Genomic DNA, 26706 nt, shown 5'->3' with positions numbered 1-26706 from the left:
GCCCATGGCTCTGACGGCGCAGGTGAAGGACGAACTCGCTCGTCTCCAGGTGGACAAGACCTCGTGCCGCAAGTCGGAGGTCGCCGCGATGCTCCGGTTCGCGGGCGGTCTGCACATCATCTCCGGCCGGGTCGTGATCGAGGCCGAGCTGGACACCGCGGCCGCCGCCCGTCGACTCCGGCAGGCGATCGCCGAGGTCTACGGCCACCAGTCCGAGCTGATCGTGGTCTCCGGCGCCGGGATCCGGCGCGGCAACCGGTACGTGGTCCGGGTGGTCAAGGACGGCGAGTCGCTGGCCCGGCAGACCGGACTGCTCGACAACCGCGGCCGTCCGGTGCGGGGTCTGCCGCCCCAGGTGGTCGCGGCCGGCATCCCGGAGGCCGAGGCGGCGTGGCGCGGCGCGTTCCTGGCCCACGGCTCGCTGACCGAACCCGGCCGCTCGTCGTCGCTGGAGGTCACCTGCCCCGGCCCGGAGGCGGCGCTCGCCCTGGTGGGTGCCGCCCGGCGGATGCAGATCCCGGCGAAGGCCCGCGAGGTGCGGGGCATCGACCGGGTGGTGATCCGGGACGGCGACGCGATCTCCGCGATGCTCGCCCGGCTGGGCGCCCGCGAGGCGCTCCAGGTGTGGGAGGAGCGCCGGGTCCGCCGCGAGGTCCGGGGCACCGCGAACCGGTTGGCGAACTTCGACGACGCGAACCTGCGCCGGTCGGCCCGCGCCGCCGTGGCCGCCGGAGCGCGGGTGGAGCGGGCGTTCGAGATCCTCGGCGCCGACCTGCCCGAACACCTGCGGCAGGCGGGGGAGCTGCGGCTCGCGCACAAGGAGGCGTCGCTGGAGGAGCTGGGCAAGCTCGCCGACCCGCCGCTGACCAAGGACGCGGTCGCCGGGCGGATCCGTCGGCTGCTCGCCACGGCCGACAAGCGGGCGCAGGAGTTGGGCATCCCGGACACCGAGGCGGGGCTGAGCCCCGATCTGCTGGACCTGTGACTTCGGTCCCTGCAGCACCCTGGCCGCGGGTATAGGCTTGTGGTCGTTCGGAGGTCTGGTTTCGGTCAAGAAACGATGACCAGCAGATTTCCGATCGGGCGTACACCGTCGTGCGCAGTCCATCACCGCTATGAGTGTGTGCCGACACGCGTCGGCGCGTGCCGAGGAGGGCAAGTGACCATCAAGGTCGGCATCAACGGCTTCGGCCGTATTGGGCGCAACTTCTACCGGGCCATCGTCGAGTCCGGAGCCGACATCGAGATCGTCGGCGTCAACGACCTGACGGACAACAAGACGCTGGCGCACCTGCTCAAGTACGACACCGTGCTGGGCCGTTTCCCGCTGAGCGTCTCCTACGACGAGAACAACATCATCGTCGACGGCAAGCCGATCCGTGCCCTCGAGGAGCGCGACCCGGCGAACCTGCCGTGGGGCGAGCTGGGCGCGGACATCGTCATCGAGTCCACCGGCTTCTTCACCGACGCGACCAAGGCCAAGGCGCACATCGACGCCGGTGCCAAGAAGGTCATCATCTCCGCTCCGGCGAAGAACGAGGACGCGACCTTCGTCGTCGGCGTGAACCACACCGACTACGACGCCGCGACGCAGCACATCATCTCGAACGCGTCCTGCACCACCAACTGCCTGGCCCCGGTGGCCAAGGCGCTGAACGACGCGATCGGCATCGAGCGTGGTCTGATGACCACCATCCACGCCTACACCGGCGACCAGAACCTGCAGGACGGCCCGCACCGCGACCTCCGTCGTGCCCGCGCCGCCGCGCAGAACATCGTCCCCACCACCACTGGTGCTGCCAAGGCTGTCGCCCTGGTGCTGCCGGAGCTGAAGGGCAAGCTGGACGGCTTCGCGCTGCGCGTTCCGACCATCACCGGCTCCGCCACCGACCTGACCTTCACCGCTTCGCGTGAGGTCACCGTCGAGGAGGTCAACGCTGCGGTCAAGGCCGCCGCCGAGGGTCCGATGAAGGGCACCCTGTCCTACGTCGAGGACGAGATCGTGTCCTCGGACATCGTGACCGACCCGCACCAGTCGATCTTCGACTCCAAGCTCACCAAGGTGATGGGCGACCAGGTCAAGATCATCGCCTGGTACGACAACGAGTGGGGCTACTCCTCCTCGCTGGTCAAGCTGACCGAGTACGTGGGCGAGCGTCTCTGACGTACCCCTGAGGTCGAACAGCATGCGTCCGCGGATGCCGGGTCATCACGGCCCGGTGTCCGCGGACGCGGCATGTCCGGCCGCATTCACTGCACGCTCGCTCGGCCCCCGCGCGCCGGGCCATCGCACGCTAGGAGAAGCAGTATGAAGACCATCGACGACCTGGGTGACCTGCGCGGCAAGCGCGTGCTGGTCCGCTCCGACTTCAACGTCCCGCTGGACGGCACCACCATCACCGACGACGGCCGGATCCGTGCCGCGCTGCCGACCCTCAAGCGCCTGCTCGACGCCGGTGCCCGGGTGATCGTCACCGCGCACCTGGGTCGCCCCAAGGGCGAGCCGGACGCCAAGTACTCCCTCGCCCCGGTCGCCGCCCGCCTCGGCGAGCTGCTCGGCCAGGACGTCGCCCTCGCCGATGACGTGGTGGGCGAGTCCGCCAAGGCCACCGTCGCCGCGCTGCAGGACGGCCAGATCGCGCTGCTGGAGAACATCCGGTTCGACGCGCGCGAGACCTCCAAGGACGAGGCGGAGCGCGGTGCGCTGGCCGACGAGCTGGCTGCGCTGGCCGACGCGTTCGTCTCCGACGGCTTCGGTGTCGTGCACCGCAAGCAGGCGTCGGTCTACGACGTGGCGCTGCGTCTGCCGCACGCCGCCGGTCTGCTGGTGCTGACCGAGGTCGAGGCGCTGCGCAAGGCCGTCGAGGACCCGGAGCGGCCCTACGTCGTCGTGCTCGGCGGCGCCAAGGTCTCGGACAAGCTCGGTGTGATCGGCAACCTGATCACCAAGGCGGACAAGCTGCTCATCGGCGGCGGCATGATGTTCACCTTCCTCAAGGCCCAGGGCCACGAGGTCGGCTCCTCGCTGCTCGAGCAGGACCAGGTCGAGACCGTCAAGGGCTACCTCGCGCAGGCCGAGGAGGCCGGCGTGGAGATCGTGCTGCCGGTCGACACCCTGGTCGCTCCGGAGTTCGGCTCGGACGACTTCGAGGTCGTCGCCGTCGACGCCATCCCGGCGGACAAGATGGGCCTGGACATCGGCCCGAAGTCCGGCCAGCTGTTCCGCGAGGCCATCCTGGGCGCGAAGACCATCGCCTGGAACGGCCCGATGGGCGTCTTCGAGCGTCCCGCCTACGCCGAGGGCACCAAGGCCGTGGCGCAGGCCCTGGTCGACACCGAGGGCTTCTCGATCGTCGGTGGCGGCGACTCCGCCGCGGCGGTCCGGCTGCTCGGCTTCGACGAGGCCGGCTTCGGCCACATCTCGACCGGTGGCGGTGCGTCGCTGGAGCTCCTCGAGGGCAAGACCCTCCCCGGCATCGCAGTTCTGGAGGACTGATCCTGATGGCACGTACCCCCCTGATCGCAGGCAACTGGAAGCTGAACCTGGATCACCAGGAGGCCGTCCACCTGGTGCAGAAGCTCGCCTGGACCCTCAAGGACGCCAAGCACGACTTCAGCCAGGCCGAGGTCGTCGTCCTGCCGTCCTTCACCAACATCCGCTCCGTGCAGACGCTGGTGGACGCCGACAAGCTGGAGATCGGCTACGGCGCGCAGGACGTGTCGCAGCACGCCTCCGGTGCCTACACCGGTGAGGTCTCCGCGAACCAGCTCGCGAAGCTGGGCGTCACCTACGTGGCGACCGGTCACTCGGAGCGTCGCGAGTACCACAACGAGTCCGACGCGGTCGTGGCCGCCAAGACCGTCGCCGCGCTCGGCGCCGGGATCACCCCGATCGTCTGCGTCGGTGAGGGCCTGGAGATCCGCAAGGCGGGCACCCACGTCGAGTACACCCTCGCGCAGCTCGAGGGCTCCCTGGCCGGGGTCACCCCGGAGCAGGCGGCCACCGTGGTGATCGCGTACGAGCCCGTGTGGGCCATCGGCACCGGCGAGGTCGCCACCCCCGACGACGCCCAGGAGGTGTGCGGCGCGATCCGGGTGAAGCTGGCCGAGCTGTACTCCGCCGAGGTCGCCGACGCGGTGCGCGTGCTCTACGGCGGTTCGGTGAAGTCCGGCAACGCGGCGGAGATCATCGGCAAGCCCGACGTGGACGGTGCCCTGGTGGGCGGCGCCTCGCTGGACGCCGAGGAGTTCGCCAAGATCGCCCGGTTCAACGCCTGAGCCGAGCAGCATCGGGTTCCCGGTCGGTGCGGGGGAGTCGTCCTCCGCACCGACCGGGGCTCACCCGGACGGTGTCATCCGGCTGATCGATCCGCCGCCACACCCTCCGGAGCTGGCCCTGGACGGCGCGCGTCGCCTACCCTGGGCCGCGTTCCACCTCCGGCCGACCGTCCCCGTCGGCCCTGATCGAGAGACACGACACCCCCGTGACTGCCCTGCGCATCGTCCTCCAGGTCCTCCTGGTGGCCACGAGTCTGCTGCTGATCCTGTTCGTCCTCCTGCACAAGGGGAAGGGCGGCGGCCTGTCCGACATGTTCGGCGGTGGCATCTCCAGCAGCGCCGGCTCCTCCGGTGTCGCCGAGCGGAACCTCAACCGGATCACGGTGGGGGTCAGCCTGCTCTGGGCGCTGACCGTCGTGCTGCTCGCCCTGATCGCCCGGGTGAGCTGACACCATGGCCAGCGGAAGCGCGATCCGGGGATCCCGCGTCGGCGCGGGTCCGATGGGTGAGGCCGAGCGGGGCGACGCGGCCCCGCGGGTGCTGATCTCCTACTGGTGCGCGAACGGTCACGAGACGCGACCGAGCTTCGCCGCCGAGGCAGCGCAGGACGCGCCGGAGACCTGGGACTGCCCCCGCTGTGGGTTCCCCGGTGGCCAGGACCAGGCGAACCCGCCGTCGCCGGTCCGCAACGAGCCGTACAAGACGCACCTCGCCTACGTGAAGGAGCGCCGCACCGAGGAGGACGGCGCCGCCCTCCTGGACGAGGCACTCGCAGCCCTCCGCGCCCGCCGCGGCCGCTGACACACGCGAAAGGCCCCCGCGCACTGCGCGGGGGCCTTTCGCGTGCTCCGGGGCGGAGTGCCGCCGAGCCTGAGTACGCCCCGGGCCGGAGCGCCCCCCCGGCCTGAGTACCCCCCGGGCCGGAGTGCCCCCGGGGGCGGAGTGCCCCGCCCGGGTGCGCCGAGTACCCTCCGGGCCCGCCGAGCAGGTCTGAGCCCCGCCAAGCAGGTCTGAGCCCCGCCAAGCACGTCCGGGCCCGCCGGGTACCCCCGGACCCGCCGGGTACCCCCGGGCCCTCCAAGCACCACCGCGCCCGCCGAGACTACGGAAAAAGACGCGTTCAGGGTCGAGAAGCGTCGGTTTCCGTCATCTCGGCGGGCAACGCGCGGCGGGCGCAGGGCGCGGGAGGCGCGTGCGCGGCCGGGCGTCGGGCCCGGGTGTGCGCGGGGTGGGTCAGGACTGCGGGGCCACGTCCGCGATCGCGGCGGCGTCGACCAGCCAGAGCGTCGCATCGGTGCCGGTCGCGTGGGCGGCCGGCGTGGTGGACGCCGGGGTGCCCACGGTCAGGGCGGAGGCGACGGCAGCGGCCTTCTCGGCACCGGCGGCGACCACCCAGACCTCACGCGCGGTGTGGATGGCGTCGAAGGTCAGCGACACCCGCAGCGGCGGCGGCTTGGGGGAGTCGTGCACCCCGGTGGTGGTGACGCCGGTGACGTCGACGCCCGGGTGGCCCGGGAACAGCGACGCGACGTGACCGTCCGGCCCCATGCCGAACATCAGCACGTCCAGGGTCGGCAGCTCCGCGCCCTGCGGGGCGAGCGACCGCAGCTCGGCGGCATAGGCGGCGGCGGCGTCCTCGGGGGTGGCGATCCCGGCGCCCTCGTCCAGGGCGGGCATCGGGTGCACGTTCCCGGCCGGCAGAGCATCGCCCAGCGCGCCGATCAGCGCCTCCCGGGCCTGGGTCTCATTGCGGTCCGGGTCGCCGTCCGGCAGGAACCGCTCGTCGCCCCACCACAGGTGCACCTGGGTCCAGTCCACGGCGTGCCGGGCCTCGGAGCGGGCGACGGCTGCCAGGGTCGCGATGCCCACGGTGCCGCCGGTCAGGCCGATGTGCACCGGTGCCTGCTCGGACTGGATGTCGATCAGCTTGGTCAGCAGACGCGCGGCGGTGGCCTCGGCCAGCACCTTCGCGTCCGGATGCACCAGCACGGTGCGGGTCATGCTTTCACCTCAACCTTCGGCAGGCCCTTGCGCAGGACCTCGCCATAGACCTCGTCCGCGTCCAGGCGACGCAGTTCCTCCGCCAGGCACTCCCGAAGCTGACGGATCGGCAACGCGATCCGGTGCTCGGGCTGGTCGGGCTGGCGCAGGGCGGCGGTCTTGCCGTCCGGGCGGTCCAGCACGATGTCCCCGGAGCGGCGCTCCAGCTTCACCTGGGTGATCGCCGGGGCGTCGGCGATCCGTTCGATCTCCACCGGGCAGTTCAGCGCCCACCGCAGCCAGGCGGCCATCAGGTCCACCGACGGGTGGGTGGACTCACCGGAGACCACGGCCCGCTGCACCGGCTCGAAGGGCGGCTGATCCAGGGTGGCGGCGATCAGGCCGCGCCACAGGGTGGTCCGGGTCCAGGCGAGGTCGGTGTCGCCCTCGCGGTACTCGGCCGCCAGCGCGTGCAGGGTGGCCGCCGGGTTGCTGCACTCGGTGGAGTCGGTGATCCGTCGCCGGGCCAGGGTGCCCAGCGGGTGTTCCGCCGGGTCCTGCGGCACCTGGTAGGGCCACCAGGTCACGATCGGCGCGTCCGGCAGCAGCAACGGCAGCACCAGGGTGTCCAGGTGGCGGGCCTGCGCGGCCGACGGCTTGAGCACCACGACCTCGGAGGCACCGGCGTCGCCGCCCAACCGGATCTGGGCGTCCAGCTCGGAGTCGGCGCCCGGTCCCTCGCTGGTCAGCACGATCACCCGGCACGGGTGCTCGCGGGAGGCGTCGTTCGCCGCGGCGATCGCCTCCTCCGGGTCGTGGTCGCCCACGTCGATCAACAGGGTGAGCACCCGGCCGAGGGCGACGGCGCCGCCCTCGTCCCGCTCCCGCACCAGGCGCTTGTTGATGTCGCCGGTGGTGGTCTTGGGCAGGTCGATGATCACGGTCGCCTCCAGGCTCGTCCGTCACGCTCCATCATCCGGTCGGCGGAGGCCGGGCCCCAGGTGCCGGAGCGGTACGGCTCCGGCTGTCCCTGCTTGGCCCAGTACGCCTCGACCGGGTCGAGGATCTTCCAGGACAGCTCGACCTCCTCGTGCCGCGGGAACAGCGGCGGGTCGCCGAGCAGGACGTCCAGGATGAGTCGCTCGTAGGCCTCGGGGGAGGACTCGGTGAACGCGTGGCCGTAGCCGAAGTCCATCGTGACGTCCCGGACCTCCATCGCGGTGCCCGGCACCTTGGCGCCGAACCGCAGGGTCACGCCCTCGTCCGGCTGCACCCGGATCACCAGGGCGTTCTTGCCGAGCTCCTCGGTTGCGGTGGACTCGAAGGGCAGGTGCGGCGCCTTCTTGAAGACCACGGCGATCTCGGTCACGCGGCGCCCCAGACGCTTGCCGGTGCGCAGGTAGAACGGCACCCCGGCCCAGCGGCGGGTGTCGATGTCCAGCCGCACGGCGGCGAAGGTCTCGGTGGTGGAGTTCGGGTCGAAGCCACCCTCGTCCAGGTACCCCACGACCCGCTCGCCGCCCTGCCAGCCCTCGGCGTACTGACCGCGGGCGGTGTGCTTGCCCAGGTCCTTCGGCAGCCGGACCGCCGACAGGACCTTGATCTTCTCCGCGATCAGGTCCCGGGCGCTGAACGACACCGGCTCCTCCATCGCGGTCAGCGCGAGCAGCTGCAGCAGGTGGTTCTGGATCACGTCCCGGGCGGCGCCGATGCCGTCGTAGTACCCGGCACGTCCGCCGACGCCGATGTCCTCGGCCATCGTGATCTGGACGTGGTCGACGTAGTTGGCGTTCCAGATCGGCTCGAACATCTGGTTGGCGAACCGCAGCGCCAACAGGTTCTGCACCGTCTCCTTGCCGAGGTAGTGGTCGATCCGGAACACGTCGTCCGGGTGGAAGACCTCGGAGACCACGTCGTTGAGCTCCTGCGCCGACTTCAGATCGTGCCCGAAGGGCTTCTCGATCACGACCCGGCGCCAGGCGCCCTCCTGCGACGCCGACAGGCCCGAGCGGGCCAGCTGCTTGCAGACCACCGGGAACGCGCTCGGCGGCACCGAGAGGTAGAACGCGTGGTTCCCGGCGGTGCCGCGCTCGACGTCCAGCTCCTCCACGGTCTGGCGCAGCCGGTCGAAGGCGTCGTCGTCATCGAAGGAGCCCTGGACGAACCGGATCCCCTCGGAGAGCTGACGCCAGGTCGACTCCCGGAACGGGGTGCGGGCGTGCTCCTTGACCGAGTCGTGCACGATCTGCGCGAAGTCCTGGTCCTCCCAGTCCCGCCGGGCGAAGCCGGTGAGCGCGAAGCCCGGGGGCAGCAGGCCGCGGTTGGTCAGGTCGTAGACCGCGGGCATCAGCTTCTTGCGCGCCAGGTCACCGGTGACCCCGAAGATCACCAGACCGGACGGTCCGGCGATCCGGGGGAGTCGGCGGTCGCGGGGGTCGCGCAGCGGATTGTGCTCCGCGCTGACCTTCGCCGGCTTCACTCGGCCACCTGGTCCAGGCCGGTGCGGACGGTGTCGAGCAGCTCGGCCCAGGACTTCTCGAACTTGTCCAGGCCCTCGACCTCCAGCTGGTCGGTCACCTCGTCGATGGAGATGCCCAGCGCCGCCAGCCGGTCGATGACCCGCTGCGACTCCTCCTGGGTACCGGTCACCGTGTCCACGTCGTCGCCCGCGATGCGACCGTGGTCCTCGACCGCCTTCAAGGTGGCCTCGGGCATGGTGTTCACCGTTCCGGCCACGACCAGCTCGTCCACGTACATCGTGTCCGGGTAGGCCTTGTCCTTGACGCCGGTGGAGGCCCAGAGCGGGCGCTGCGGGTGTGCACCGGCCGCCGCCAGGGCCGCCCAGCGGTCGGAGGCCATGACCTCCTGGTAGACGCCGTAGGCGAGACGGGCGTTGGCGATGGCCGCCTTCCCGCGCAGCTCGGCTGTCTCGTCGGTGCCGATCTCGTCCAGCTTGGGGTCGATCGCCGCGTCCACCCGGGACACGAAGAAGGACGCGACGGAGGCGATGGGTGCCAGGTCGCGCCCGGCCTCCTTCGCGCGCTCCAGGCCGGTCAGGAAGGCGTCGAGGACCTTGCGGTAGCGGTCCAGGGAGAAGATCAGCGTGACGTTGACGCTGATCCCGTCCGCCAGGGCGTCGGCGATGGCGGGCAGACCGGCCTCGGTCGCCGGGATCTTGATGAAGACGTTGGGGCGGTCGACCGTGGACCACAGCGTGCGCGCCGAGTCGATGGTCGCCTGACCGTCCTGGGCCAGGCGCGGGTCGACCTCGATCGACACCCGCCCGTCCTGGCCGTCGGTGGCGTCGTAGGTGGGCCGCAGCACGTCGGCCGCCTCGCGGACGTCGTCGGTGGTGATCGCGAACACGGCGTTGTCGACCGAGGTGGACCCGGCGGCCCGCAGCTCCTTGAGCTGGGCGTCGTAGGCCTCACCCTTGGCCAGCGCCGAGGCGAAGATGGTGGGGTTGGTGGTCACTCCGACCACCCGGTGCTCGGCCACGAGATCGGCCAGGTTGCCGGTGCGCAGTCGTTCGCGGGAAAGGTCGTCCAGCCAGACCGCGACACCTGCCTCACTCAGCCGGTCGAGCGGCGTGGTGCTGCCTGCCATGAAGAAGTCACCTCATTCCGGTCCCGGTGATGGCCGGGACGTCGACTGACCGGGGCGTGAATCCGCCCTGGACGTGCCTGTCGAGCCTAATCCTGGGAACACCGGCTGCGCCGGTCGAGGACGGTGGTCGGACACGCGGCACGGGGTCAGGGCCGGTACTGTGCGGGGGACCGGCCCTGATCGGGACGGAAATCACACTCTGGGACCCCTGTCCCGGGGGGTGGTGCGGACCCTCTGCTAGCGCCGCCGTGCGTAGGATGACGGGACGACCACCCGCGAGGAGGACCGGACCGCGTGCGCACCATCAGCCCTGCCGTCGGCGCCAACGAAGCCGGAGCGACCGCCAGCGCGGCCCGCTCGACGGAGCAGGCGACCCGATCGCGAGGGCTGCGGCGCACCGTCGGCGCCTACGTCGCGCTGACCAAGCCCCGGGTGATCGAGCTGCTGCTCGTCACCACGCTGCCGACCATGATCCTGGCCGAGGGTGGCTTCCCCTCCGCCTGGTTGGTGATCGCCACCCTGATCGGTGGTGCCGCCGCTGCCGGTGCGGCGAACGTGCTGAACTGCTACCTGGACCGGGACATCGACCAGGTGATGAACCGCACCAAGCGGCGTCCGCTGGTGACCGGGGAGCTCACCCCACGGGCGGCGCTGATCTTCGGCCTGGTGCTGACCGTCGCCTCGCTGGCCTGGCTGGCGCTGCTGGTGAACGTGCCCTCGGCGCTGCTGACCGGTGGCGCGATCGCGATTTACGTCATCGGCTACACGATGATCCTCAAGCGCCGCACCCCACAGAACATCGTCTGGGGCGGTGCCGCCGGCTGCATGCCGGTGCTGATCGGCTGGTCGTCGGTGACCGGCGGGGTGTCCTGGGCCGCCGCGCTGCTGTTCGGCGTGATCTTCTTCTGGACGCCGCCGCACTACTGGCCGCTGTCGATGAAGTTCGCCAAGGACTACGCCAAGGCCGGGGTGCCGATGCTCCCCGTGGTGGCCAAGGAGACCAAGGTCGCCAAGGAGATGATCGCCTACACGGTGGCGATGATCGCCTGCTCGCTGCTGCTGGTGCCGGTGGCCGGGATGACCTGGGTGTACGCGGTGGTCGCCTCGGTGCTGGGGCTGTGGTTCCTCGCCTCCTGCATCGGCCTGTACCGTCGCGCCCAGGACCCTTCGCGCGGCAAGCTGCGGGCGATGACGGTCTTCCACGGGTCGATCACCTACCTCACGCTGCTGTCCGTCGCGGTGGCGGTGGACGTGTTCCTCCCGTTCTGAGTCGAACGCGAGGAGGGCACGGGTGGCGGCACTGCACGCGGCCCTGGACGCCTACCTGGCGCATCTGACCGTCGAGCGCGGGCTGAGCCGGAACACGCTGTCCGCCTACCGCCGGGACCTGGGTCGCTACCTCGAGTTCCTGAGTGCCGCCGGACGGGAATCGGTGGACCAGGTGACCGAGACCGATGTCGAGGACTACCTGACGGCGATCCGTACGGGCAGCGACGGGCGGGCGGCGCTGTCCGCCACCTCGGCCGCGCGGGCCGTCGTCGCCGCGCGGGGCTGGCACAAGTTCTGCGTGTTGGAAGGACTGGCACCCGACGACCCGGCGCGCGCCGTCCGACCGCCGCGCCAGGACCAGCGACTGCCCAAGGCGATCAGCACCGACGAGGTGGAGCGCCTGCTGGACGCCGCCTCGCTCGGCGACGGGCCGGTGCCGCTGCGCGATCGGGCACTGCTGGAACTGCTCTACTCCACCGGCGCGCGGATCTCCGAGGCGGTCGGCCTGGATGTCGACGACCTGGACCTCACCCCGGGCCGGGCGGCGGTGCGGCTGTTCGGCAAGGGCCGCAAGGAGCGGGTGGTGCCGGTGGGCGCCTACGCGGTCGAGGCACTGGAGTCGTACCTGGTGCGCTCCCGTCCGGCGTTGGCCACCGCCGGCCGTGGCGGGTCGCGGGTGTTCCTCAACACCCGGGGGGCACCGCTCAGCCGGCAGAGCGCCTGGGCCGTCCTGCACACCGCCGCCGAACGCGCCGGGCTGCCCGCCGCCGTCTCCCCGCACACCCTGCGACACTCCTTCGCCACCCACCTGCTCTCGGGCGGTGCGGACGTGCGGGTGGTGCAGGAACTGCTCGGCCACGCCTCGGTGACCACCACCCAGCTCTACACCAAGGTCACCCCGGACACCCTGCGTGAGGTGTACGCCACCAGTCACCCGCGGGCGCGCCGGAGCCGAACCACCGAGGCAGCGCCCAGCCGCCGGTAGGCTGTGCTGGTGGCACGCGAGGAGACGACCGAGAACGCACTCGACCCGGTGGGGCGCCCCCTGCCGGACTTTCCGGTCCCCGCGACCCTGACGGCGCACGGACCGGCCCGGGTGATCGCGATGTGCAACCAGAAGGGTGGGGTCGGCAAGACCACCACCACGATCAACCTCGCCGCCGCCCTCGCCGAGTACGGCCGCAAGGTGCTGATCGTCGACTTCGACCCGCAGGGCGCCGCGTCCGTGGGCCTCGGGGTGAACCCGCACGAGCTGGACCGGACGATCTACGACCTGCTGGTCGACCGCAGCGTGCAGATCCAGGACGTCATCCGGCCCACCGGACTGGACAGCCTCACCGGGTCGCTGGACCTGCTGCCGGCGAACATCGACCTGTCGGCTGCCGAGGTGCAGCTGGTCAACGAGGTCGCCCGCGAGTCGATCCTCAGCCGGGCGCTGCGCCCCGTGCTGGACGACTACGACGTGATCCTGATCGACTGCCAGCCCTCGCTCGGCCTGCTCACCGTCAACGCGCTGACCGCCGCCCACGGGGTGCTGATCCCGCTGGAATGCGAGTTCTTCGCCCTGCGCGGGGTCGCCCTGCTGGTCGAGACGATCGACAAGGTGCGCGACCGGCTCAACCCCCGCCTGGAGCTGGACGGCATCCTGGCGACGATGTACGACCCGCGCACCCTGCACGCCCGCGAGGTGGTGGCCCGGGTGCACGAGGCATTCGGCGACAACCTGCTGCACACGATGATCGGCCGCACGGTGAAGTTCCCGGACGCCTCGGTCGCCGCCGAGCCGATCACCAGCTACGCGCCCACCCACCCGGGTGCGCAGGCGTACCGGCAGCTGGCCCGTGAGCTCGTCGCCCGTGGCGACGCCGCCTGACACCACCCCGCTCGCGGGGACCAGCGCGTTCCAGGTGCACCTGGACGTGTTCTCCGGACCCTTCGACCTGCTGCTCGGCCTGATCGCCAAGCACAAGCTCGACATCACCGAGGTCGCGCTGGCCGCGGTCACCGACGAGTTCATCGCGCACATCAAGGCGGCCGACGACTGGGATCTGTCCCAGGCCAGCGAGTTCCTGGTGGTCGCGGCGACGCTGCTTGACCTCAAGGCGGCCCGGTTGCTGCCCTCCGGTGACGTGGAGAGTGACGAGGACCTGGAACTGCTGGAGGCCCGCGACCTGCTGTTCGCCCGGCTGTTGCAGTACCGCGCCTACAAGGTGGTCGCGGCGGACATCGGCGAGCACCTGGCGGACGAGGGGCGCCGGTTCCCGCGGACCGTCGAGCTGGAACCGCAGTACGCGGCGCTGCTGCCCGAGCTGATCTGGCAGATCGGACCCGAGGAGCTGGCCGCACTGGCCGCCAAGGCGCTCGCCCCGGCGCCCCCGCCGCCCGGGGTGGACATCAGCCACCTGCACGCGCCGCCGGTCAGCGTCCGGGAGCAGGCGCTGGCGATCGCCGACCGGTTGGCGCACCACGGCGGTGTGGCGACGTTCCGTGCCCTGACCGCCGACGCCGAGAACACCCTGGTGGTGGTGGCCCGGTTCCTCGCACTGCTCGAACTGTTCCGCGACGGCGCGGTCGCCTTCGACCAAGTGGTGCCGCTGGGCGAGCTGACGGTGCGATGGACCGGAGCCGGTGGCGGCGAGATCAGCACCGACTACGACGACGAGGACGACGGCGTGGGTGGCTTCGACGCCCTGGAGGACGTGACCGATGACTGAGACCGTGGGCGTCGACGTGCACGACCTGCCCGGCGGGGCACTCGCCGCCGCCGAGGCGGTGCTGATGGTCGCCGACGAGCCGGTGCCGGTGGTGCAGCTCGCGACCGAACTGGGGCTGCCGGTGGCCGAGGTGACCGGACTGCTCACCGAACTGGCCGCCGAGTACCGCGGCGAGCGCGGCGGACGGCCCCGCGGCTTCGAGCTGCGCGAGGTCGGTGGCGGGTGGCGGTTCTACTCCGCGCCGGTCTTCCACGAGGTGGTCGGACGCTTCGTGGTGAACGGTCAGACCCAACGTCTGACCCAGGCCGCCTTGGAGACCCTGGCCGTGATCGCGTACCGTCAGCCGGTCAGCCGCGGGCAGGTGTCCGGCATCCGCGGGGTGAGTGTCGACGGCGTGGTACGCACGTTGACCACCCGCGGGCTGATCGCCGAGGTCGGACAGGACTCGGCGACGGGTGCGGTGCTGTACGGCACCACGGGATACTTCCTGGAGCGGATGGGCCTGACCTCACTGGATCAGTTGCCCCCGCTCGCGCCCTACTTGCCGGAGATGAGTGCCATCCAACAGCTGGACGGGCTCGACGGCAGGGGCGACGTGACGACTGGAGACGTGTGATGAGTGCAGGACGGGGCGGCAACGGCCGCACGGGTGGAGCAGGTGGCGGACGCGGCGGTGCCGCGGGCCGTGGCGGTGCTGCGGGTCGCGGTGGTGCGGCGGGCGGCGGTGCCTCGCGGGGCGGCGCCGGCGGCCGTGGTGCCGGGGCCGGGCGCGGGGGAGCCGGTGCTGCCGGTCGGTCCGGTGGCGCGGGTCGTTCGGGTGCTGCGGGTGGCTCGGGTGCCGGGCGTCCCGCTGCCGGGGGCGGTTCGGGCGCCGGGCGTCCGGGGGCTGGGCGTGCAGGTGCCGGTCGCTCCGGGGCCGGGACCGGTGCCTCGCGTTCCGGGGCGCCCCGCTCCGGCGTGCGCGCCGGTGGTCGCGGTGGCCCCGCGGTGGGTCGTCCCGGGTCGCGCTGGCCGGATGCGCCCAGCGGCTCGCGCGCACCCCGCCGTCCGGTGCAGCCGACCTCGGACGTGCACGACCCCGAGGGCATCCGGCTGCAGAAGGTGCTGGCCCAGGCCGGGCTCGGCTCCCGGCGCGCCTGCGAGGACCTGATCACCGCCGGGCGGGTCACCGTCGACGGCGAGCCGGTGCTGGAGCTGGGCGTCCGCGTCTCGCCGCAGTCGGTGATCCACGTCGACGGCCTGCGGGTGCAGCTGGACAGCTCCCGGATCACGCTGGCGATCAACAAGCCGCTCGGCGTCGTCTCCACCATGGACGACCCCGAGGGCCGACCGACCCTGCGCGACCTGGTGCCGGACCGGCAGGAGCGGCTGTTCCACGTCGGCCGTCTGGACGCCGACTCCGAGGGCCTGATCCTGCTGACCAACGACGGCGAGCTGGCCAACCGGCTGTCCCACCCGTCGCACGGCGTGCTCAAGACCTACCTGGTGGACGTCGAGGGCCGGGTGCCCGCCTCGCTGCCCGCCAAGCTGAAGAAGGGCATCGAGCTGGAGGACGGACCGGTCGAGGTCGTCGACGCCCGGATCGTGCAGGCCACGCCCTACGCCAGCCTGGTCGAGATCGTGATCCACGAGGGCCGGAACCGGATCGTGCGCCGCCTGATGAAGGAGGTCGGTCACCCGGTGACCCGCCTGGTGCGCACCCGGATCGGCTCGATCCGGCTCGGTGACCTCAAGCCGGGGCGCAGCCGAGTGCTGTCCAAGGCCGAGGTCGGCGCGCTGATGGTCCAGGTCGGCCTGTGACCGTGGTCCCCGCGGCGACCCGGGGGCCGGTCCGGGTCGTCGGCACCGGCCTGCTGGGGACCTCCGTCGGTCTCGGCCTGCGCGCACACGGCGTCGACGTCCTGCTGCACGACCCCTCCCGGACCGCCCTCGCGCTGGCCCGGGACGTCGGCGCCGGGCGACCGGCCACCGCCGAGGACCCGGAGCCGAGCCTGATCGTGGTGGCATCGCCGCCCGATGTCACCGCCGATGTGGTGCTGGCCGAGCTGGCCGCGCACCCGCGGGCGGTGGTCACGGATGTGGCGTCGGTGAAGGGCTACGTGCTGCGTGAGCTGCGCGCCCGGGGCGCCGACCTGACCCGGTACGTCGGCTCGCACCCGATGGCCGGTCGTGAGCGCTCCGGCCCGGCCGCCGCGCTGCCCGACCTGTTCCTGGGCCGGCCCTGGGTGATCGTCGACTCGGGAGAGTCCGACCCGGCGGCGGTGCTGGCGGTGCGGTCGCTGGCGAACGACCTCGGCGGGGTGCCGGTCACCCTGGACGCCGACGAGCACGACGCCGCGGTCGCCCTGGTGTCGCACGTGCCGCAGGTGGCCTCCAGCCTGGTCGCCGCCCGACTGCGCGAGGCGGCGCCCGAGGCGCTGGGCCTGGCGGGTCAGGGGTTGCGCGACGTGACCCGGGTGGCCGGGTCCGACCCGGCGCTGTGGACCTCGATCCTCGCGGCGAACGCGGCGGCGGTCCGCGAGGTGCTGGCGGCGCTGCGCGACGACCTGGACGGCATCGTGACCGCACTGGGCGATGCGGCGGACGCCTCCGGGCCGGAGGACGTCGCCCTCGGTGCGCTGGCCCGGATCGCCTCGACCATCGCCGACGGCAATGCCGGTGTCGCGCTGGTCCCCGGCAAGCATGGTGGCGCACCCCGGCAGTGGGCGGTCGTCACCGCCCTGGTGCCGGACCAACCCGGTGAACTCGCCCGGCTGCTCACCGATGTCGGTGCCGCCGGGGTCAACCTGGAAGAACTGCAGCTCGAACACGCCGCCGGTCGACCGGTCGGCATGGCGTCGGTCTCCGTCGACCCGGCCCGTTCGGCGCACCTGGAGGCGGAGCTGACGGCCCGCGGATGGAGGTTGGTGCGATGACGCAGCACCTGGTGGTGGCGATCGACGGGCCGTCGGGCTCGGGGAAGTCCACCGTCTCCCGGCGGGTGGCACAGGCGCTCGGCCTGGCCTACCTGGACACCGGGGCGATGTACCGCGCGGCGACCTGGTGGGCCCTGCGCTCCGGCGTCTCGCTCACCGATCAGGACGCGGTCACCGAGCTGGTGCGCTCGATGCCGCTGGTGATGGGCGTCGACCCCACCGGCCCCACGGTCACCGTCGACGGCGTGGACGTCGGCGAGGCGATCCGGGAGACCTCGATCTCCGCCGCCGTCAGTGCCGTCGCCACCAACCTGGAGGTGCGCGCCGAGCTGGGCCGTCGCCAGCGGGACGAGATCGCCGCCCAGGCCGCCTCGTCGTCGTTCTCCGGCGGGCGCGGGATCGTGGCCGAGGGCCGGGACATCACCACCGTCATCGCCCCGGACGCCGACGTCCGGCTGCTGCTGACCGCCTCCGAGGCGGCCCGGCTGGCCCGGCGGGCGCGCGAGGTGCACGGCTCCGACGACCACGCCGCCGTCGAGGCCACCAAGGACCAGGTGCTGCGCCGGGACGCCGACGACTCCACCGTGGCCTCCTTCACCGTGGCGGCGGACGGGGTGGTCACCATCGACTCCTCCGACCTGGACCTAGAGCAGACCGTCCAGGCGGTGCTGGATGTGATCGAGCAGCGTCGATGACCGACGTGAAGCTGATGCCGGGCTGGGCGCACGGGATCGGGAAGTTCCTCGCACACGGGGTGTGGAACACCCGGGTGCTCGACGCCGACCTGGTCCCGGCCACCGGCCCGGTGATCCTCGCGGCGAACCACGTCTCGGTGATCGACGGCCCGCTGCTGGCCGGTGCCGCACCGCGACGACTCAACATCCTGGTCAAGGAGGAGATGTTCCACGGGCCGATCGGCGCGATCCTCCGCGGCGCCGGACAGATCCCGGTCGACCGCACCGGTGGCGGGCGCAGCGCGCTGGTCGCCGGGCTGGAGGTGCTGCACCGTGGCGGTGCGGTCGGGGTGTTCCCCGAGGGCAACCGGGGTCGCGGCGACGCCGCCTCCGCCCGCGCGGGGGTGTCCTGGCTGGCGGTCAACGGCGACGCCCCGGTGGTCCCGGTCGCGGTGCTCGGCACCCGGCGCACCGGCGAGGGCGTCAACCACATCCCGGGGTTCCGGCGGCGGCTCTGGGTGCGGTTCGGTGCGCCGATCACCCCGGTGCGCGCCGCCGGCATGAGTAAGCGCGAGTCGGTGGCGGCGACCAACGAGGCGGTACGCGTCGCGCTCAGCGGGTTGGTGGCGGGGACCCTGGCGCAGGTGGGCGTCGGCCTGCCGGAGGACTGACCACCGGCGCGCGGAGCGGGAAGCTGGGATCGGGCCGAGCGTTCGGTCGACGGCCCCTCGGCCCCGGCGGGACCACCTCATCCATGTGCCACCGCCCGGGCGCAGCTCCCGCGACCCTCCGGCGTGTGCGCGGCAACGGTCGTCGAGGACGCCGAGACTACCGAGATCGTCGCGAATACCGGCGAAGAGCGTCAGTTTCCGTAGTCTCGGCGGCGCGGGCGCGGGCGCGGGTGGGGGGGCGCGGGCGCGGGCGCGGGTGGGGGTGCGGCGCGGGTGCGGGCGCGGGTGGGAGTGCGTGTGCGAGGGCGGCCCGGTGTTGGGCTCGGGGGCGTCGGGCTGGGCCTGGCAGGACGTCGATGCGCTCCTCGCGGGGGCGGTGTGGGGCACATCATCACCGATGTTCGCGGGCAGTGCCGATGATCGGGGACAATGGTGCCCATGTCTGACATCCGAGCCGCAGCAGCGGACGACTTCGACCCCACCGAGCAGGCCGAGGAGGCCACCGCGGTGCCGCTGGTCGACGACGCCGAGGACGTGGCTCGCGAGCAGGCGCTGCGCGTCGGCCTGGACGAGTACGAGCTCGATGAGGAGGACGCCGCACTCCTGGGTGAGGACTACGACCCGGACGCGGACGACGCCGAGCCGGAGATCCTCCCGGTGCTCGCGGTGGTCGGTCGCCCGAACGTCGGCAAGTCGACCCTGGTGAACCGGATCCTCGGCCGTCGCGAGGCGGTGGTCGAGGACAAGCCCGGGGTCACCCGCGACCGGGTGAGCTACCCGGCGGAGTGGGCTGGTCGCCGGTTCACCCTGGTGGACACCGGCGGCTGGGAGGTCGACGTCGCCGGCATCGAGGCGCGGGTCGCCGAGCAGGCCGAGGTGGCGATCTCGCTGGCCGACGCGGTGCTGTTCGTGGTCGACGCGACCGTGGGCCCGACCGCGACCGACGAGCGGGTCGTCAAGCTGCTGCGTCGTTCCGGCAAGCCGGTGGTGCTGTGCGCCAACAAGGTCGACGGTCCGCGGGCCGAGGCCGACGCCGCTCAGCTGTGGAGCCTCGGACTGGGGGAGCCGCACGCGATCTCCGCGCTGCACGGCCGTGGCACCGGTGACCTGCTGGACGCGGCGATGTCGGCGCTGCCGCGGGTGTCGCAGCACGGTGAGGCACGTCCGGGTGGTCCCCGCCGGGTCGCCCTGGTCGGTCGGCCGAACGTCGGCAAGTCGTCGCTGCTGAACAAGGTCCTGGGCGAGAACCGCGTGGTCGTCGACGACGTGGCCGGCACCACCCGCGACCCGGTCGACGAGCTGGTGGAGCTGCGCGGCATCCCGTGGTGGTTCGTGGACACCGCCGGCATCCGGCGCCGGGTGCACCAGACCAGCGGCGCCGACTTCTACGCCTCGCTGCGCACCCAGGCGGCGATCGAGAAGGCCGAGGTCGCCGTCGTGCTGCTGGACGCCTCCCAGCCGCTGACCGAGCAGGACATCCGCGTGGTCCAGCAGGTGGTCGACGCGGGTCGCGCGCTGGTGATCGCCTACAACAAGTGGGACCTGATGGACGAGGACCGTCGGCCCTACCTGGAACGCGAGATCGAGCGCGAGCTGGTCCAGATCCAGTGGGCGCCCCGGGTCAACGTGTCCGCCAAGACCGGCTGGCACACCGACCGCCTGGTGCCCGCGCTGACCCGTTCGCTGGAGTCGTGGGACCGGCGCATCCCGACCGGCAAGCTGAACTCGTTCCTCGGTGAACTGGTCGCCGCCCACCCGCACCCGCTGCGTGGCGGCAAGCAGCCGCGCATCCTGTTCGCGACCCAGGCGTCCACCCGGCCGCCGCGGTTCGTGATCTTCGCGACCGGCTTCCTGGAGGCCCAGTACCGGCGGTTCATCGAGCGGCGGCTGCGGGAGACCTTCGGCTTCGAGGGGTCGCCGATCAGCATCTCGGTCCGGGTGCGGGAGAAGCGCAAGCGCTGATCAGCGCCAGGTGGCATCATCCGACGGGTGCCCGAGCAGAACACTCTCCGCCGTCGTAACCCGCTGCTGGTCATCGGGCTGCCCCGCGATCCGTCCGGGACCCGGCACGTCGCCGGGTTCCTGGCGATCACCGTGCTCACCGTCCTGGTCACCCGGGGCGCCCTGGCGCTGACCGGCTTCCCGCAGCTCGGCGGCGACGGGCTGCACATCGCGCACGTCCTGTGGGGTGGGCTGCTGATGGCGCTGGCGCTGGTCGCCGCGCTGTCCTTCGCCGGGCCGGTGGTGCGACCCCTGGTGGCGGTGGTCGGCGGGATCGGCTTCGGGCTGTTCATCGACGAGGTGGGCAAGTTCGTCACCTCGGACAACGACTACTTCTACGAGCCGACCGCCGCGCTGATCTACGTCGTGATCGTGCTCCTGGTGCTCGCCGCCGAGCTGATCCATCGGCGCAAGCGGGACCCGCACGAGGTCCTGGCCGCCGCCGTCGACCTGGCGGTCGCGGGGATGGCCGGTGGCTTCTCCAAGCGGGCACGGCGGCAGGCCAGGGCGCTGGTGGACGAGGCCGGTGACGTGCCCGGTGCGCGGCAGGTGCGGGCGCTGCTCGACTCGGTGCAGGACGACGCCAAGGAGCTGCCCGACCCGATCGGCGCGGTGGCCTCCTGGATCGTCGGGATCAGCCGCCGGGTGGTGCGGGTGCGGTGGGCGCCGCGGGTGACGGTGATCGTGCTCGGCCTCGCGACGCTTTACACGCTGGGACGCGGGATCGTGCTGTGGTCGACCGGGACGCCGCTGCCGAACTGGGCGCTGGCCGGGATCGTGGTCTCCGGCGCGCTGTCGCTGGTCCTGTCGCTGCTCGGTCTGCGCCGGGTCGGGACCGATCGGGCGGCGGGCTACGAGTGGTTCCGGCGGGCGGTGCTGGTCAACCTGCTGCTGACCCAGATCTTCCTGTTCCGGGTCGACCAGTGGAGTGCGGTGACCGGACTCGCGGTGGACCTGGTGCTGCTGGGGCTGGTCGCGGCGGAGCTCGACGTCTTGAGGGGTCGGCCCGTGGACCCGGACCCGGCGGAGGTCACCGACGAGCTCTGACCGGCTCGCGGTCGGCTCTCCGCTGTCCGCACACCCAGGCCCGGCGCGCTCCGATGCCCCGACGAGTGCCGGTTCTCGATGCCGAAGACATCGGTGGGGCGGGGCGGGCTGATTCATCCCACGATTTGGGATGGTGAGCGCGGGAGGCTCGCGGAGGCGTAGGTGTAGGGACCATGCTTTCCGACTGGCGGCGGGTCGCCGCGTTGGTGTTCGCGATCGCCTGGGGCGGCAACGAGTTCACGCCGTTGCTGGTGATGTACCGCGAGGTCGGGCACTACAGCGCGCTGACCGTGAACGTGCTGCTCGGCGCGTACGTGCTGGGGATCATCCCGGCGCTACTGATCGGGGGACCGCTGTCCGACCGGTTCGGCCGCCGTCGACTGCTGCTCCCGGCCGCGCCGATCGGCATCGTCGGGTCGCTGATCCTGGCGGTGGGCCCGTCGTCGGTGGCGATGCTGTCCCTGGGCCGGGTGCTGTCCGGGGTGGCGCTCGGCCTGGCGATGGCGGTCGGGACCACCTGGATCACTGAGCTGTCCGAGGCCGGCACCGGGGCCCGTCGAGCCTCGCTGGCCCTGACGTTGGGGTTCCTGATCGGGGCGGGGATCGCCGGGGCGCTGGCGCAGTGGGGGCCGTGGCGGACCGCGCTGCCGTACCTGCTGCACGCGGTGGTGACCGGGGTGAGCTGGCTGCTGGTGCGTCGGGTGCCGGAGACCCATCCGCGCGCGAGCGTGCCCGGTCGACTGCTGGACGATCTGCGGGTGCCGACGCTCGGGCACCGGAGGTTCTGGCGGGTCGTGGTGCCGCTGGCCCCGTGGGTGTTCGGTGCGGTCGGGTCGGCCTACGCGGTGTTGCCGGGGCTGATGCGGGAGCACTCGGGCGGGGTGCCGATCGCGTTCTCGGCGCTGTTGACCGTGATCACCCTGGGCTGTGGGTTCGGCATCCAGTCCGTGGGCCGGCGGATCGACACCCGGCATTCGGCGCGGGCCTCGGTGGTCGCGCTGGTGCTGATCGTGGCGGGTCTGTCGCTGGCTGCCTGGGCGGCGGCGACCTTGTCGCTGGTGATCGTGATCGTCGCTGCGGCGGTGCTCGGCGGCGGCTACGGCATCGCCCTGGTCGCGGGACTGTCCGAGGTGCAGCGGATCGCGGGACCGGATGATCTGGCCGGGCTGACCTCGGTGTACTACTCGATCGCGTACACCGGATTCTTCGTGCCGGCGCTGCTGTCGTGGTTGTCGGGGGAGTGGGCCTACCCGGTGATGTTCGGCGGCGGTGTGGTGCTGGCGGCGGTGGCGCTGATCGTGGTCGCCTGCGGCTGGCGTGCGCATCTGCCGACCGGGCAGTCATCGTCGTCCTTGCAAGAAGTTGCGCAAACGGGTGACAAACTCGCGGCCTAGCGGCTAGCTTTTGCGCAACGTCCTGCAATCCGTTGCAGGGCGGGCGCCCCGGCGATGAGGCCCGGGCGTGGGTCGTGTCCACGGACACCGACGAAAGCAGGGGCAATGAAGCTCTCTCGATTCAGACCCGCCGCGCTGCTCGCCACCGCGGCCCTCGCACTGACCGGCCTGACCGGCATCGCCGCACCCGCCACCGCGTCAGCGCCGAGCAACGGCAGCGGCGACGTGGTGCTCAACCTGTTCCAGTGGACCTGGGACTCGGTCGCCGCCGAGTGCACCAGCACCATCGGCCCGGCCGGCTTCGGCTATGTGCAGGTATCGCCGCCGCAAGAGACGATCCGGGGCACCGCGTGGTGGACCTCCTACCAGCCCGTCAGCTACAAGATCGAGGGCAAGCTCGGCACCCGCGCCGAGTTCGCCGCGATGGTGCAGACCTGCCAGTCCGCCGGGGTCGGGGTGATCGTCGACGCGGTGATCAACCACACCACCGGCGCCGACGGCGGGTCCGGGGTCGGCGTCGCCGGATCGTCGTACGGGGTCGACAGCTTCCCGGGCATCTACGGTGCCGCCGACTTCAACGACTGCCGGTCGAACATCACCAACTACCAGGACCGCTACCAGGTACAGAACTGCCGCCTGGTGTCGCTGCAGGACCTGCGCACCGGCTCGGAGTACGTGCGCAACACCCTCGCCGGGTACCTCAACGACCTGATCGGCCTCGGGGTGAAGGGCTTCCGGATCGACGCCGCCAAGCACATCCCGGCCGCCGACCTCACCGCGATCAAGGCCAAGCTCAGCAACCCGAACATCTACTGGGTGCAGGAGGTCATCGGAGCGGCAGGGGAGCCGATCACCGAGTCGGAGTACGTCGGCACAGGTGACGTGCACGAGTTCGACTACGCCCGGACCCTGAAGTCACGGTTCGACGGGCAGATCGCCCAGCTCAAGACCATCAGCGACGGTCTGCTGCCCTCCGCACAGGCCGGGGTGTTCGTCGACAACCACGACACCGAGCGCAACGGCGAGACCATGAACCAGAGCTGGGGCGCCAAGTACATCCTGGCCAACGCGTTCATGCTCGCCTACCCCTACGGCTCACCCTCGGTGTACTCCGGTTACCGATTCACCGACAAGGACGCCGGCGCGCCCGGCGCCACCACGACCTCGGTGCCGGACGCGAACTGCGCGAACCAGTCCTGGACCTGCACCCAGCGCTGGACCGAGATCGCCGGGATGGTCGGCTTCCACAACCAGGTCCAGGGCACGGTGGTCACCAACTGGTGGGACGACGGCGGCAACCACATCGCCTTCGGCCGGGGCAGCAAGGGCTACGTCACGATCAACAACGGGGCATCCGCCGTCACCCGGACCTACCAGACCTCGCTGCCCGCCGGGACCTACTGCGACGTGATCGCCAGCAAGGACTGCTCGGTGACCTACACCGTCAGCGCGTCGGGCACCTTCACCGCCACCGTCCCGGCCTACGGGGCGCTGGCGCTGCACGTCGGGAAGACCGGCGCCCCGGGGACGGCCCACGGTGTGACCTCGTTCGCGGTGAACGCCACCACCGTCTGGGGCCAGAACGTCTACGTCGTCGGGTCGATCCCGGCCCTCGGCAACTGGACCCCCACCTCCGGCGTCGCCCTGTCCTCGGCCGGCTACCCGACCTGGACCGGCACCCTCACCCTGCCCGCCGGAACCAGCTTCGAGTACAAGTACATCAAGCGGGACGGGTCGGGGAACGTGACCTGGGAGTCCGGCGGCAACCGGACGGCCACCGTCGGCGCCAACGGGTCGCTCACGCTCAACGACACCTGGAGGTCCTGACCCTCTGATCACCACCGTGGCCGGTCCCGCGCACCCGGGGCCGGCCACGGTGGTGCTGGTCACTGGTGCGCCGATGCGGGACATCGGGTGGGGATGGGGTAGCCTTGGCGAGGCCCTTGCGGGGGCCATCGGGCTGTGGCGCAGCTTGGTAGCGCACTTGACTGGGGGTCAAGGGGTCGCAGGTTCAAATCCTGTCAGCCCGACCGATACGGAAGGCCGTGAACCCGAGGGTTCGCGGCCTTCGTCGTCGGTGGAACGGGTGCGGCCTCGGCGCGCCGCGGTCGTCCGACGGGGCGCGTGCGCGCCATCCGGGGGCGGGATTGCCGGCTCCGCGCGAGTCACCGGTCGACCGGCGCATCGCGGCGAGTGTCCGCGTGCCCGCACCCCCACAGCACCACGGCGAGCAGCACCAGGACCGCGCTGACCAGCGACGGACCCCGCGGACCGACCGCGTCCAGCGCGAACCCGCCGACCAGCGGGCCGATGACTGCGCCGACGTTCAAGGCGGTGGTCGCGAAGGACCCGCCCAGCGTCGGCGCCGCGTGAGCGGCGGCGACGATCCTGGCGATCAGCGTGCTGCCTACGGTGAACGACAGGGTGCCCTGGGTCAGGATGAGGGTCCAGAGCGCGGCAGGCGTGGCCGCGGTCAGCGCGAGCACGACCCACCCGGCGAGGAGCAAGGGCCCGGCGACGGTGATCCGCCGGCGCCCGTGTCGGTCGCCGAATCGACCCGCGACCCAGACGCCGAGGAACGCCCCGACGCCGAACGCGGCCAGAAGGAACGGCACCATGCGGTCGGGTAGTCCGGCGAGGCCGGTGGCGATCACGGTCAGGTACGTGAAGCTGCAGAAGGTCGCGGCGTTCACCAGGACCGCCAGCACGAGCGGCAGGCGGAGTGTCGGTGAGCGCAGGCTCGCGACCTCGCGTCCGATGCTGACCGCGGAGTCGGTGGCTGTCATGGTTCGGGCCGGGACGGACGCCAGGACGGCGGGCACGGTCGGCACACACAGCAGGGCGATCGCCCACAGGGTGGCGCGCCAGCCGATCGCCTCGCCGATCACGGCACCGGCCGGCACCCCGGCGATCAGGGCGAGGGTGGTGCCGCCCAGGATGAGCGCCAGCGCACGTGCGTGGCGTGCGGGCGGGACGATCCGGGTCACCGTCGACAGCGTCACCGCGAGGAAGCCGGCGTTCGCCAGGGCGGCGACGATCCGGGAGGCGAGCAGCACCGCGAAGCTGCCGGTCAGAGCGCCGACGGCGTGCGCGGTGATGAACAGCGCGAGGAAGCCGGCCAGGGCCCATCGCGGGGAGAGGCGTCGTGCGGCGGCGGCCATCGTCGGGGCGCCGATCACCATCCCGAGGGCGAAGCCGGAGGTGAGAAGTCCCGCGTGGGCGAGTGGCAGGCCCAGGTCGGCGGCGATCAGCGGCAGGAGGCCGGCCAGGACGAACTCGGAGGTTCCTTGCGCGAAGGTGGCGACGGCGAGCAGGTAGAGCACAGCGGGCATGACGGTGCCTTCCGAAGCGTGGGCGACGAGGGGTGGCGGCGATGGCCACCGGTGCTTCGGATGCGTGAGCACGCACGCGTCACCGCGCGAGGATGGGTCTCGGCAGGCGGTGCGGCGGGGGCTGGGGCATCTCGGGCTACCGGCGGACCGGCAGCCCTGACCTGTCTGCTTCGGGGAAACTCACCCGGTGACGCTAGCAAACTGGCGATCGGTGCTGCTGCCCGGTATCGCGTACTGCTCTCCGTTCGGGGGCACCCGGCGCGCGTCCAGGTGGAGACTGTCCGGATGGCCGCCAGCACGCCCGGATTCGCATTGACCCTCGCCGAACTGCGGGCGGTGGCCGGTTTCGCGGTGTCCTTCGCCGAGGACGTGCTCCCCATGTTCGAGGGCGCGGTGCAGGACGACCCGCGCCCTCGGGCGGCGATCACGGTCGCACAGGAGTTCGTGCGCGGCGGACCGCGTACCACCCGGCAGCGAGCGGCGGCCTTCGACGCGCACCGTGCGGCGCGGGAGGCTCCGGACGAGTCCGCGCGCTGGGCCGCGCAAGCGGCCGGTGATGCCGCCGCGGCCGCCTACCTGCACCCGATCGCCCAGGCACATCAGGTCGGCCACATCCTCCGCGCCGCTGCCGGTGCCGCGTATATCGCGGAACTCCGGGCGGGGGGCGATCCGTCGGCGTCGGGTGGGGTGATCGCGGACGCCCGTGATCGGGCGACCCCGGTGGTGGTCGACGTGCTGCGTCGCTACCCGCGCGCCCCCGCCGGGAGGGCGCGCACCGCACAGCTCATGGCGCTGCTGGACGCCGAGCTGCGCCGGGTGCGCTGA

General features: G+C 72.1%; 25 protein-coding genes and 1 tRNA gene. 21 read left to right on the top strand and 5 right to left on the bottom strand.

The annotated features are described in order from the left end of the window. Nucleotides 1-4 precede the first annotated feature (4 nt). The 6 genes from whiA (at nt 5) to HGK68_RS08620 (ending at nt 5079) form a co-directional block, all read left to right on the top strand. Nucleotides 5-985 (top strand): DNA-binding protein WhiA, encoded by a 981-nt coding sequence (gene whiA, locus HGK68_RS08645; RefSeq protein WP_169165598.1) that lies wholly within the window; start codon nt 5-7, stop codon nt 983-985. A 174-nt stretch (nt 986-1159) separates the two neighbouring features. Beyond that, a complete protein-coding gene (gap, locus tag HGK68_RS08640; protein ID WP_169165597.1) occupies nt 1160-2164 on the top strand; it encodes a type I glyceraldehyde-3-phosphate dehydrogenase in 1005 nt (334 codons plus the stop codon). 144 nt (nt 2165-2308) lie between these two features. Further along, a complete protein-coding gene (locus tag HGK68_RS08635; RefSeq protein WP_169165596.1) occupies nt 2309-3496 on the top strand; it encodes a phosphoglycerate kinase in 1188 nt (395 codons plus the stop codon). Between the two features lie 2 nt (nt 3497-3498). Further along, nucleotides 3499-4278, top strand: coding sequence for a triose-phosphate isomerase (gene tpiA / locus HGK68_RS08630; protein ID WP_206155861.1), 780 nt, complete (start codon nt 3499-3501; stop codon nt 4276-4278). Between the two features lie 206 nt (nt 4279-4484). Beyond that, entirely contained in the window at nt 4485-4727 is a 243-nt protein-coding gene (gene secG / locus HGK68_RS08625) for a preprotein translocase subunit SecG (protein WP_169165594.1), read from the top strand. A 4-nt stretch (nt 4728-4731) separates the two neighbouring features. Further along, a complete protein-coding gene (locus HGK68_RS08620; protein WP_169165593.1) occupies nt 4732-5079 on the top strand; it encodes an RNA polymerase-binding protein RbpA in 348 nt (115 codons plus the stop codon). A gap of 432 nt (nt 5080-5511) precedes the next feature. On the opposite strand, the gene pgl is transcribed toward HGK68_RS08620, so the two are convergent. Genes pgl through tal form a run of 4 tightly spaced genes read right to left on the bottom strand, consistent with a single transcriptional unit; the run spans nt 5512 to nt 9864 of the window. Next, on the bottom strand, nt 5512-6279 hold the full coding sequence (gene pgl / locus HGK68_RS08615; protein ID WP_169165592.1) for a 6-phosphogluconolactonase: 768 nt from the start codon (nt 6277-6279) through the stop codon (nt 5512-5514). Then, nucleotides 6276-7199, bottom strand: coding sequence for a glucose-6-phosphate dehydrogenase assembly protein OpcA (locus tag HGK68_RS08610; protein WP_169165591.1), 924 nt, complete (start codon nt 7197-7199; stop codon nt 6276-6278). The genes pgl and HGK68_RS08610 overlap by 4 nt, the downstream gene beginning before the upstream one ends. After that, nucleotides 7196-8737 (bottom strand): glucose-6-phosphate dehydrogenase, encoded by a 1542-nt coding sequence (gene zwf, locus HGK68_RS08605; RefSeq protein ID WP_169165590.1) that lies wholly within the window; start codon nt 8735-8737, stop codon nt 7196-7198. The genes HGK68_RS08610 and zwf overlap by 4 nt, the downstream gene beginning before the upstream one ends. Then, nucleotides 8734-9864 carry a transaldolase gene (tal, locus tag HGK68_RS08600; protein ID WP_169165589.1) on the bottom strand — a complete coding sequence of 377 codons (1131 nt, stop codon included), beginning with the start codon at nt 9862-9864 and terminating at the stop codon, nt 8734-8736. The genes zwf and tal overlap by 4 nt, the downstream gene beginning before the upstream one ends. Nucleotides 9865-10167: 303 nt before the next feature. Here tal and HGK68_RS08595 point away from each other — a divergent pair, with 303 nt between their 5' ends. The 14 genes from HGK68_RS08595 to HGK68_RS08530 all read left to right on the top strand — a co-directional run bounded on the left by HGK68_RS08595 (nt 10168) and on the right by HGK68_RS08530 (nt 24579). Then, nucleotides 10168-11133 carry a heme o synthase gene (locus HGK68_RS08595; RefSeq protein ID WP_425483677.1) on the top strand — a complete coding sequence of 322 codons (966 nt, stop codon included), beginning with the start codon at nt 10168-10170 and terminating at the stop codon, nt 11131-11133. Nucleotides 11134-11155: 22 nt separating this feature from the next. Continuing rightward, nucleotides 11156-12118, top strand: coding sequence for a site-specific tyrosine recombinase XerD (gene xerD, locus HGK68_RS08590; protein WP_169165587.1), 963 nt, complete (start codon nt 11156-11158; stop codon nt 12116-12118). 9 nt (nt 12119-12127) lie between these two features. Beyond that, nucleotides 12128-13006 (top strand): ParA family protein, encoded by an 879-nt coding sequence (locus HGK68_RS08585; RefSeq protein WP_169165586.1) that lies wholly within the window; start codon nt 12128-12130, stop codon nt 13004-13006. Next, nucleotides 12990-13847 carry a segregation and condensation protein A gene (locus tag HGK68_RS08580; protein ID WP_169165585.1) on the top strand — a complete coding sequence of 286 codons (858 nt, stop codon included), beginning with the start codon at nt 12990-12992 and terminating at the stop codon, nt 13845-13847. The genes HGK68_RS08585 and HGK68_RS08580 overlap by 17 nt, the downstream gene beginning before the upstream one ends. Beyond that, nucleotides 13840-14463, top strand: a complete 624-nt coding sequence (gene scpB, locus HGK68_RS08575; RefSeq protein ID WP_169165584.1) for an SMC-Scp complex subunit ScpB — start codon at nt 13840-13842, stop codon at nt 14461-14463. Before HGK68_RS08580 ends, scpB begins: the two co-directional genes overlap by 8 nt. Before the next feature lie 434 nt (nt 14464-14897). Then, nucleotides 14898-15647 carry a pseudouridine synthase gene (locus HGK68_RS16320; RefSeq protein ID WP_343036863.1) on the top strand — a complete coding sequence of 250 codons (750 nt, stop codon included), beginning with the start codon at nt 14898-14900 and terminating at the stop codon, nt 15645-15647. Then, a complete protein-coding gene (locus HGK68_RS08565) occupies nt 15644-16762 on the top strand; it encodes a prephenate dehydrogenase (protein ID WP_169165582.1) in 1119 nt (372 codons plus the stop codon). The genes HGK68_RS16320 and HGK68_RS08565 overlap by 4 nt, the downstream gene beginning before the upstream one ends. Continuing rightward, nucleotides 16759-17457: a (d)CMP kinase gene (cmk, locus tag HGK68_RS08560; protein WP_246260219.1), complete on the top strand. Its 699-nt coding sequence runs from the start codon at nt 16759-16761 to the stop codon at nt 17455-17457. Before HGK68_RS08565 ends, cmk begins: the two co-directional genes overlap by 4 nt. Continuing rightward, nucleotides 17454-18107 carry a lysophospholipid acyltransferase family protein gene (locus tag HGK68_RS08555; protein ID WP_169165580.1) on the top strand — a complete coding sequence of 218 codons (654 nt, stop codon included), beginning with the start codon at nt 17454-17456 and terminating at the stop codon, nt 18105-18107. The genes cmk and HGK68_RS08555 overlap by 4 nt, the downstream gene beginning before the upstream one ends. A 438-nt stretch (nt 18108-18545) precedes the next feature. Continuing rightward, on the top strand, nt 18546-20069 hold the full coding sequence (gene der / locus HGK68_RS08550; protein WP_206155725.1) for a ribosome biogenesis GTPase Der: 1524 nt from the start codon (nt 18546-18548) through the stop codon (nt 20067-20069). A gap of 27 nt (nt 20070-20096) precedes the next feature. Beyond that, nucleotides 20097-21155 (top strand): hypothetical protein, encoded by a 1059-nt coding sequence (locus tag HGK68_RS08545; protein WP_246260217.1) that lies wholly within the window; start codon nt 20097-20099, stop codon nt 21153-21155. A 173-nt stretch (nt 21156-21328) separates the two neighbouring features. Further along, a complete protein-coding gene (locus HGK68_RS08540) occupies nt 21329-22549 on the top strand; it encodes an MFS transporter (RefSeq protein ID WP_169165578.1) in 1221 nt (406 codons plus the stop codon). A gap of 105 nt (nt 22550-22654) precedes the next feature. Continuing rightward, the gene (locus HGK68_RS08535) at nt 22655-24376 is read left to right on the top strand and encodes a carbohydrate-binding module family 20 domain-containing protein (protein ID WP_169165577.1); all 1722 of its coding nucleotides are present in this window, start codon (nt 22655-22657) and stop codon (nt 24374-24376) included. Between the two features lie 129 nt (nt 24377-24505). Further along, nucleotides 24506-24579: transfer RNA gene (locus tag HGK68_RS08530), tRNA-Pro, on the top strand. A gap of 135 nt (nt 24580-24714) precedes the next feature. On the opposite strand, the gene HGK68_RS08525 is transcribed toward HGK68_RS08530, so the two are convergent. Continuing rightward, nucleotides 24715-25881 (bottom strand): Cmx/CmrA family chloramphenicol efflux MFS transporter, encoded by a 1167-nt coding sequence (locus HGK68_RS08525; RefSeq protein ID WP_169165576.1) that lies wholly within the window; start codon nt 25879-25881, stop codon nt 24715-24717. Nucleotides 25882-26166: 285 nt separating this feature from the next. Between HGK68_RS08525 and HGK68_RS08520 the strand changes: the two genes are divergently transcribed. Then, nucleotides 26167-26706 (top strand): putative immunity protein, encoded by a 540-nt coding sequence (locus HGK68_RS08520; protein ID WP_169165575.1) that lies wholly within the window; start codon nt 26167-26169, stop codon nt 26704-26706.

It is taken from the genome of Cellulomonas taurus, assembly GCF_012931845.1.
GTDB lineage: Bacteria > Actinomycetota > Actinomycetes > Actinomycetales > Cellulomonadaceae > Cellulomonas > Cellulomonas taurus.
This window is presented reverse-complemented; position numbering and strand designations above follow the sequence as displayed.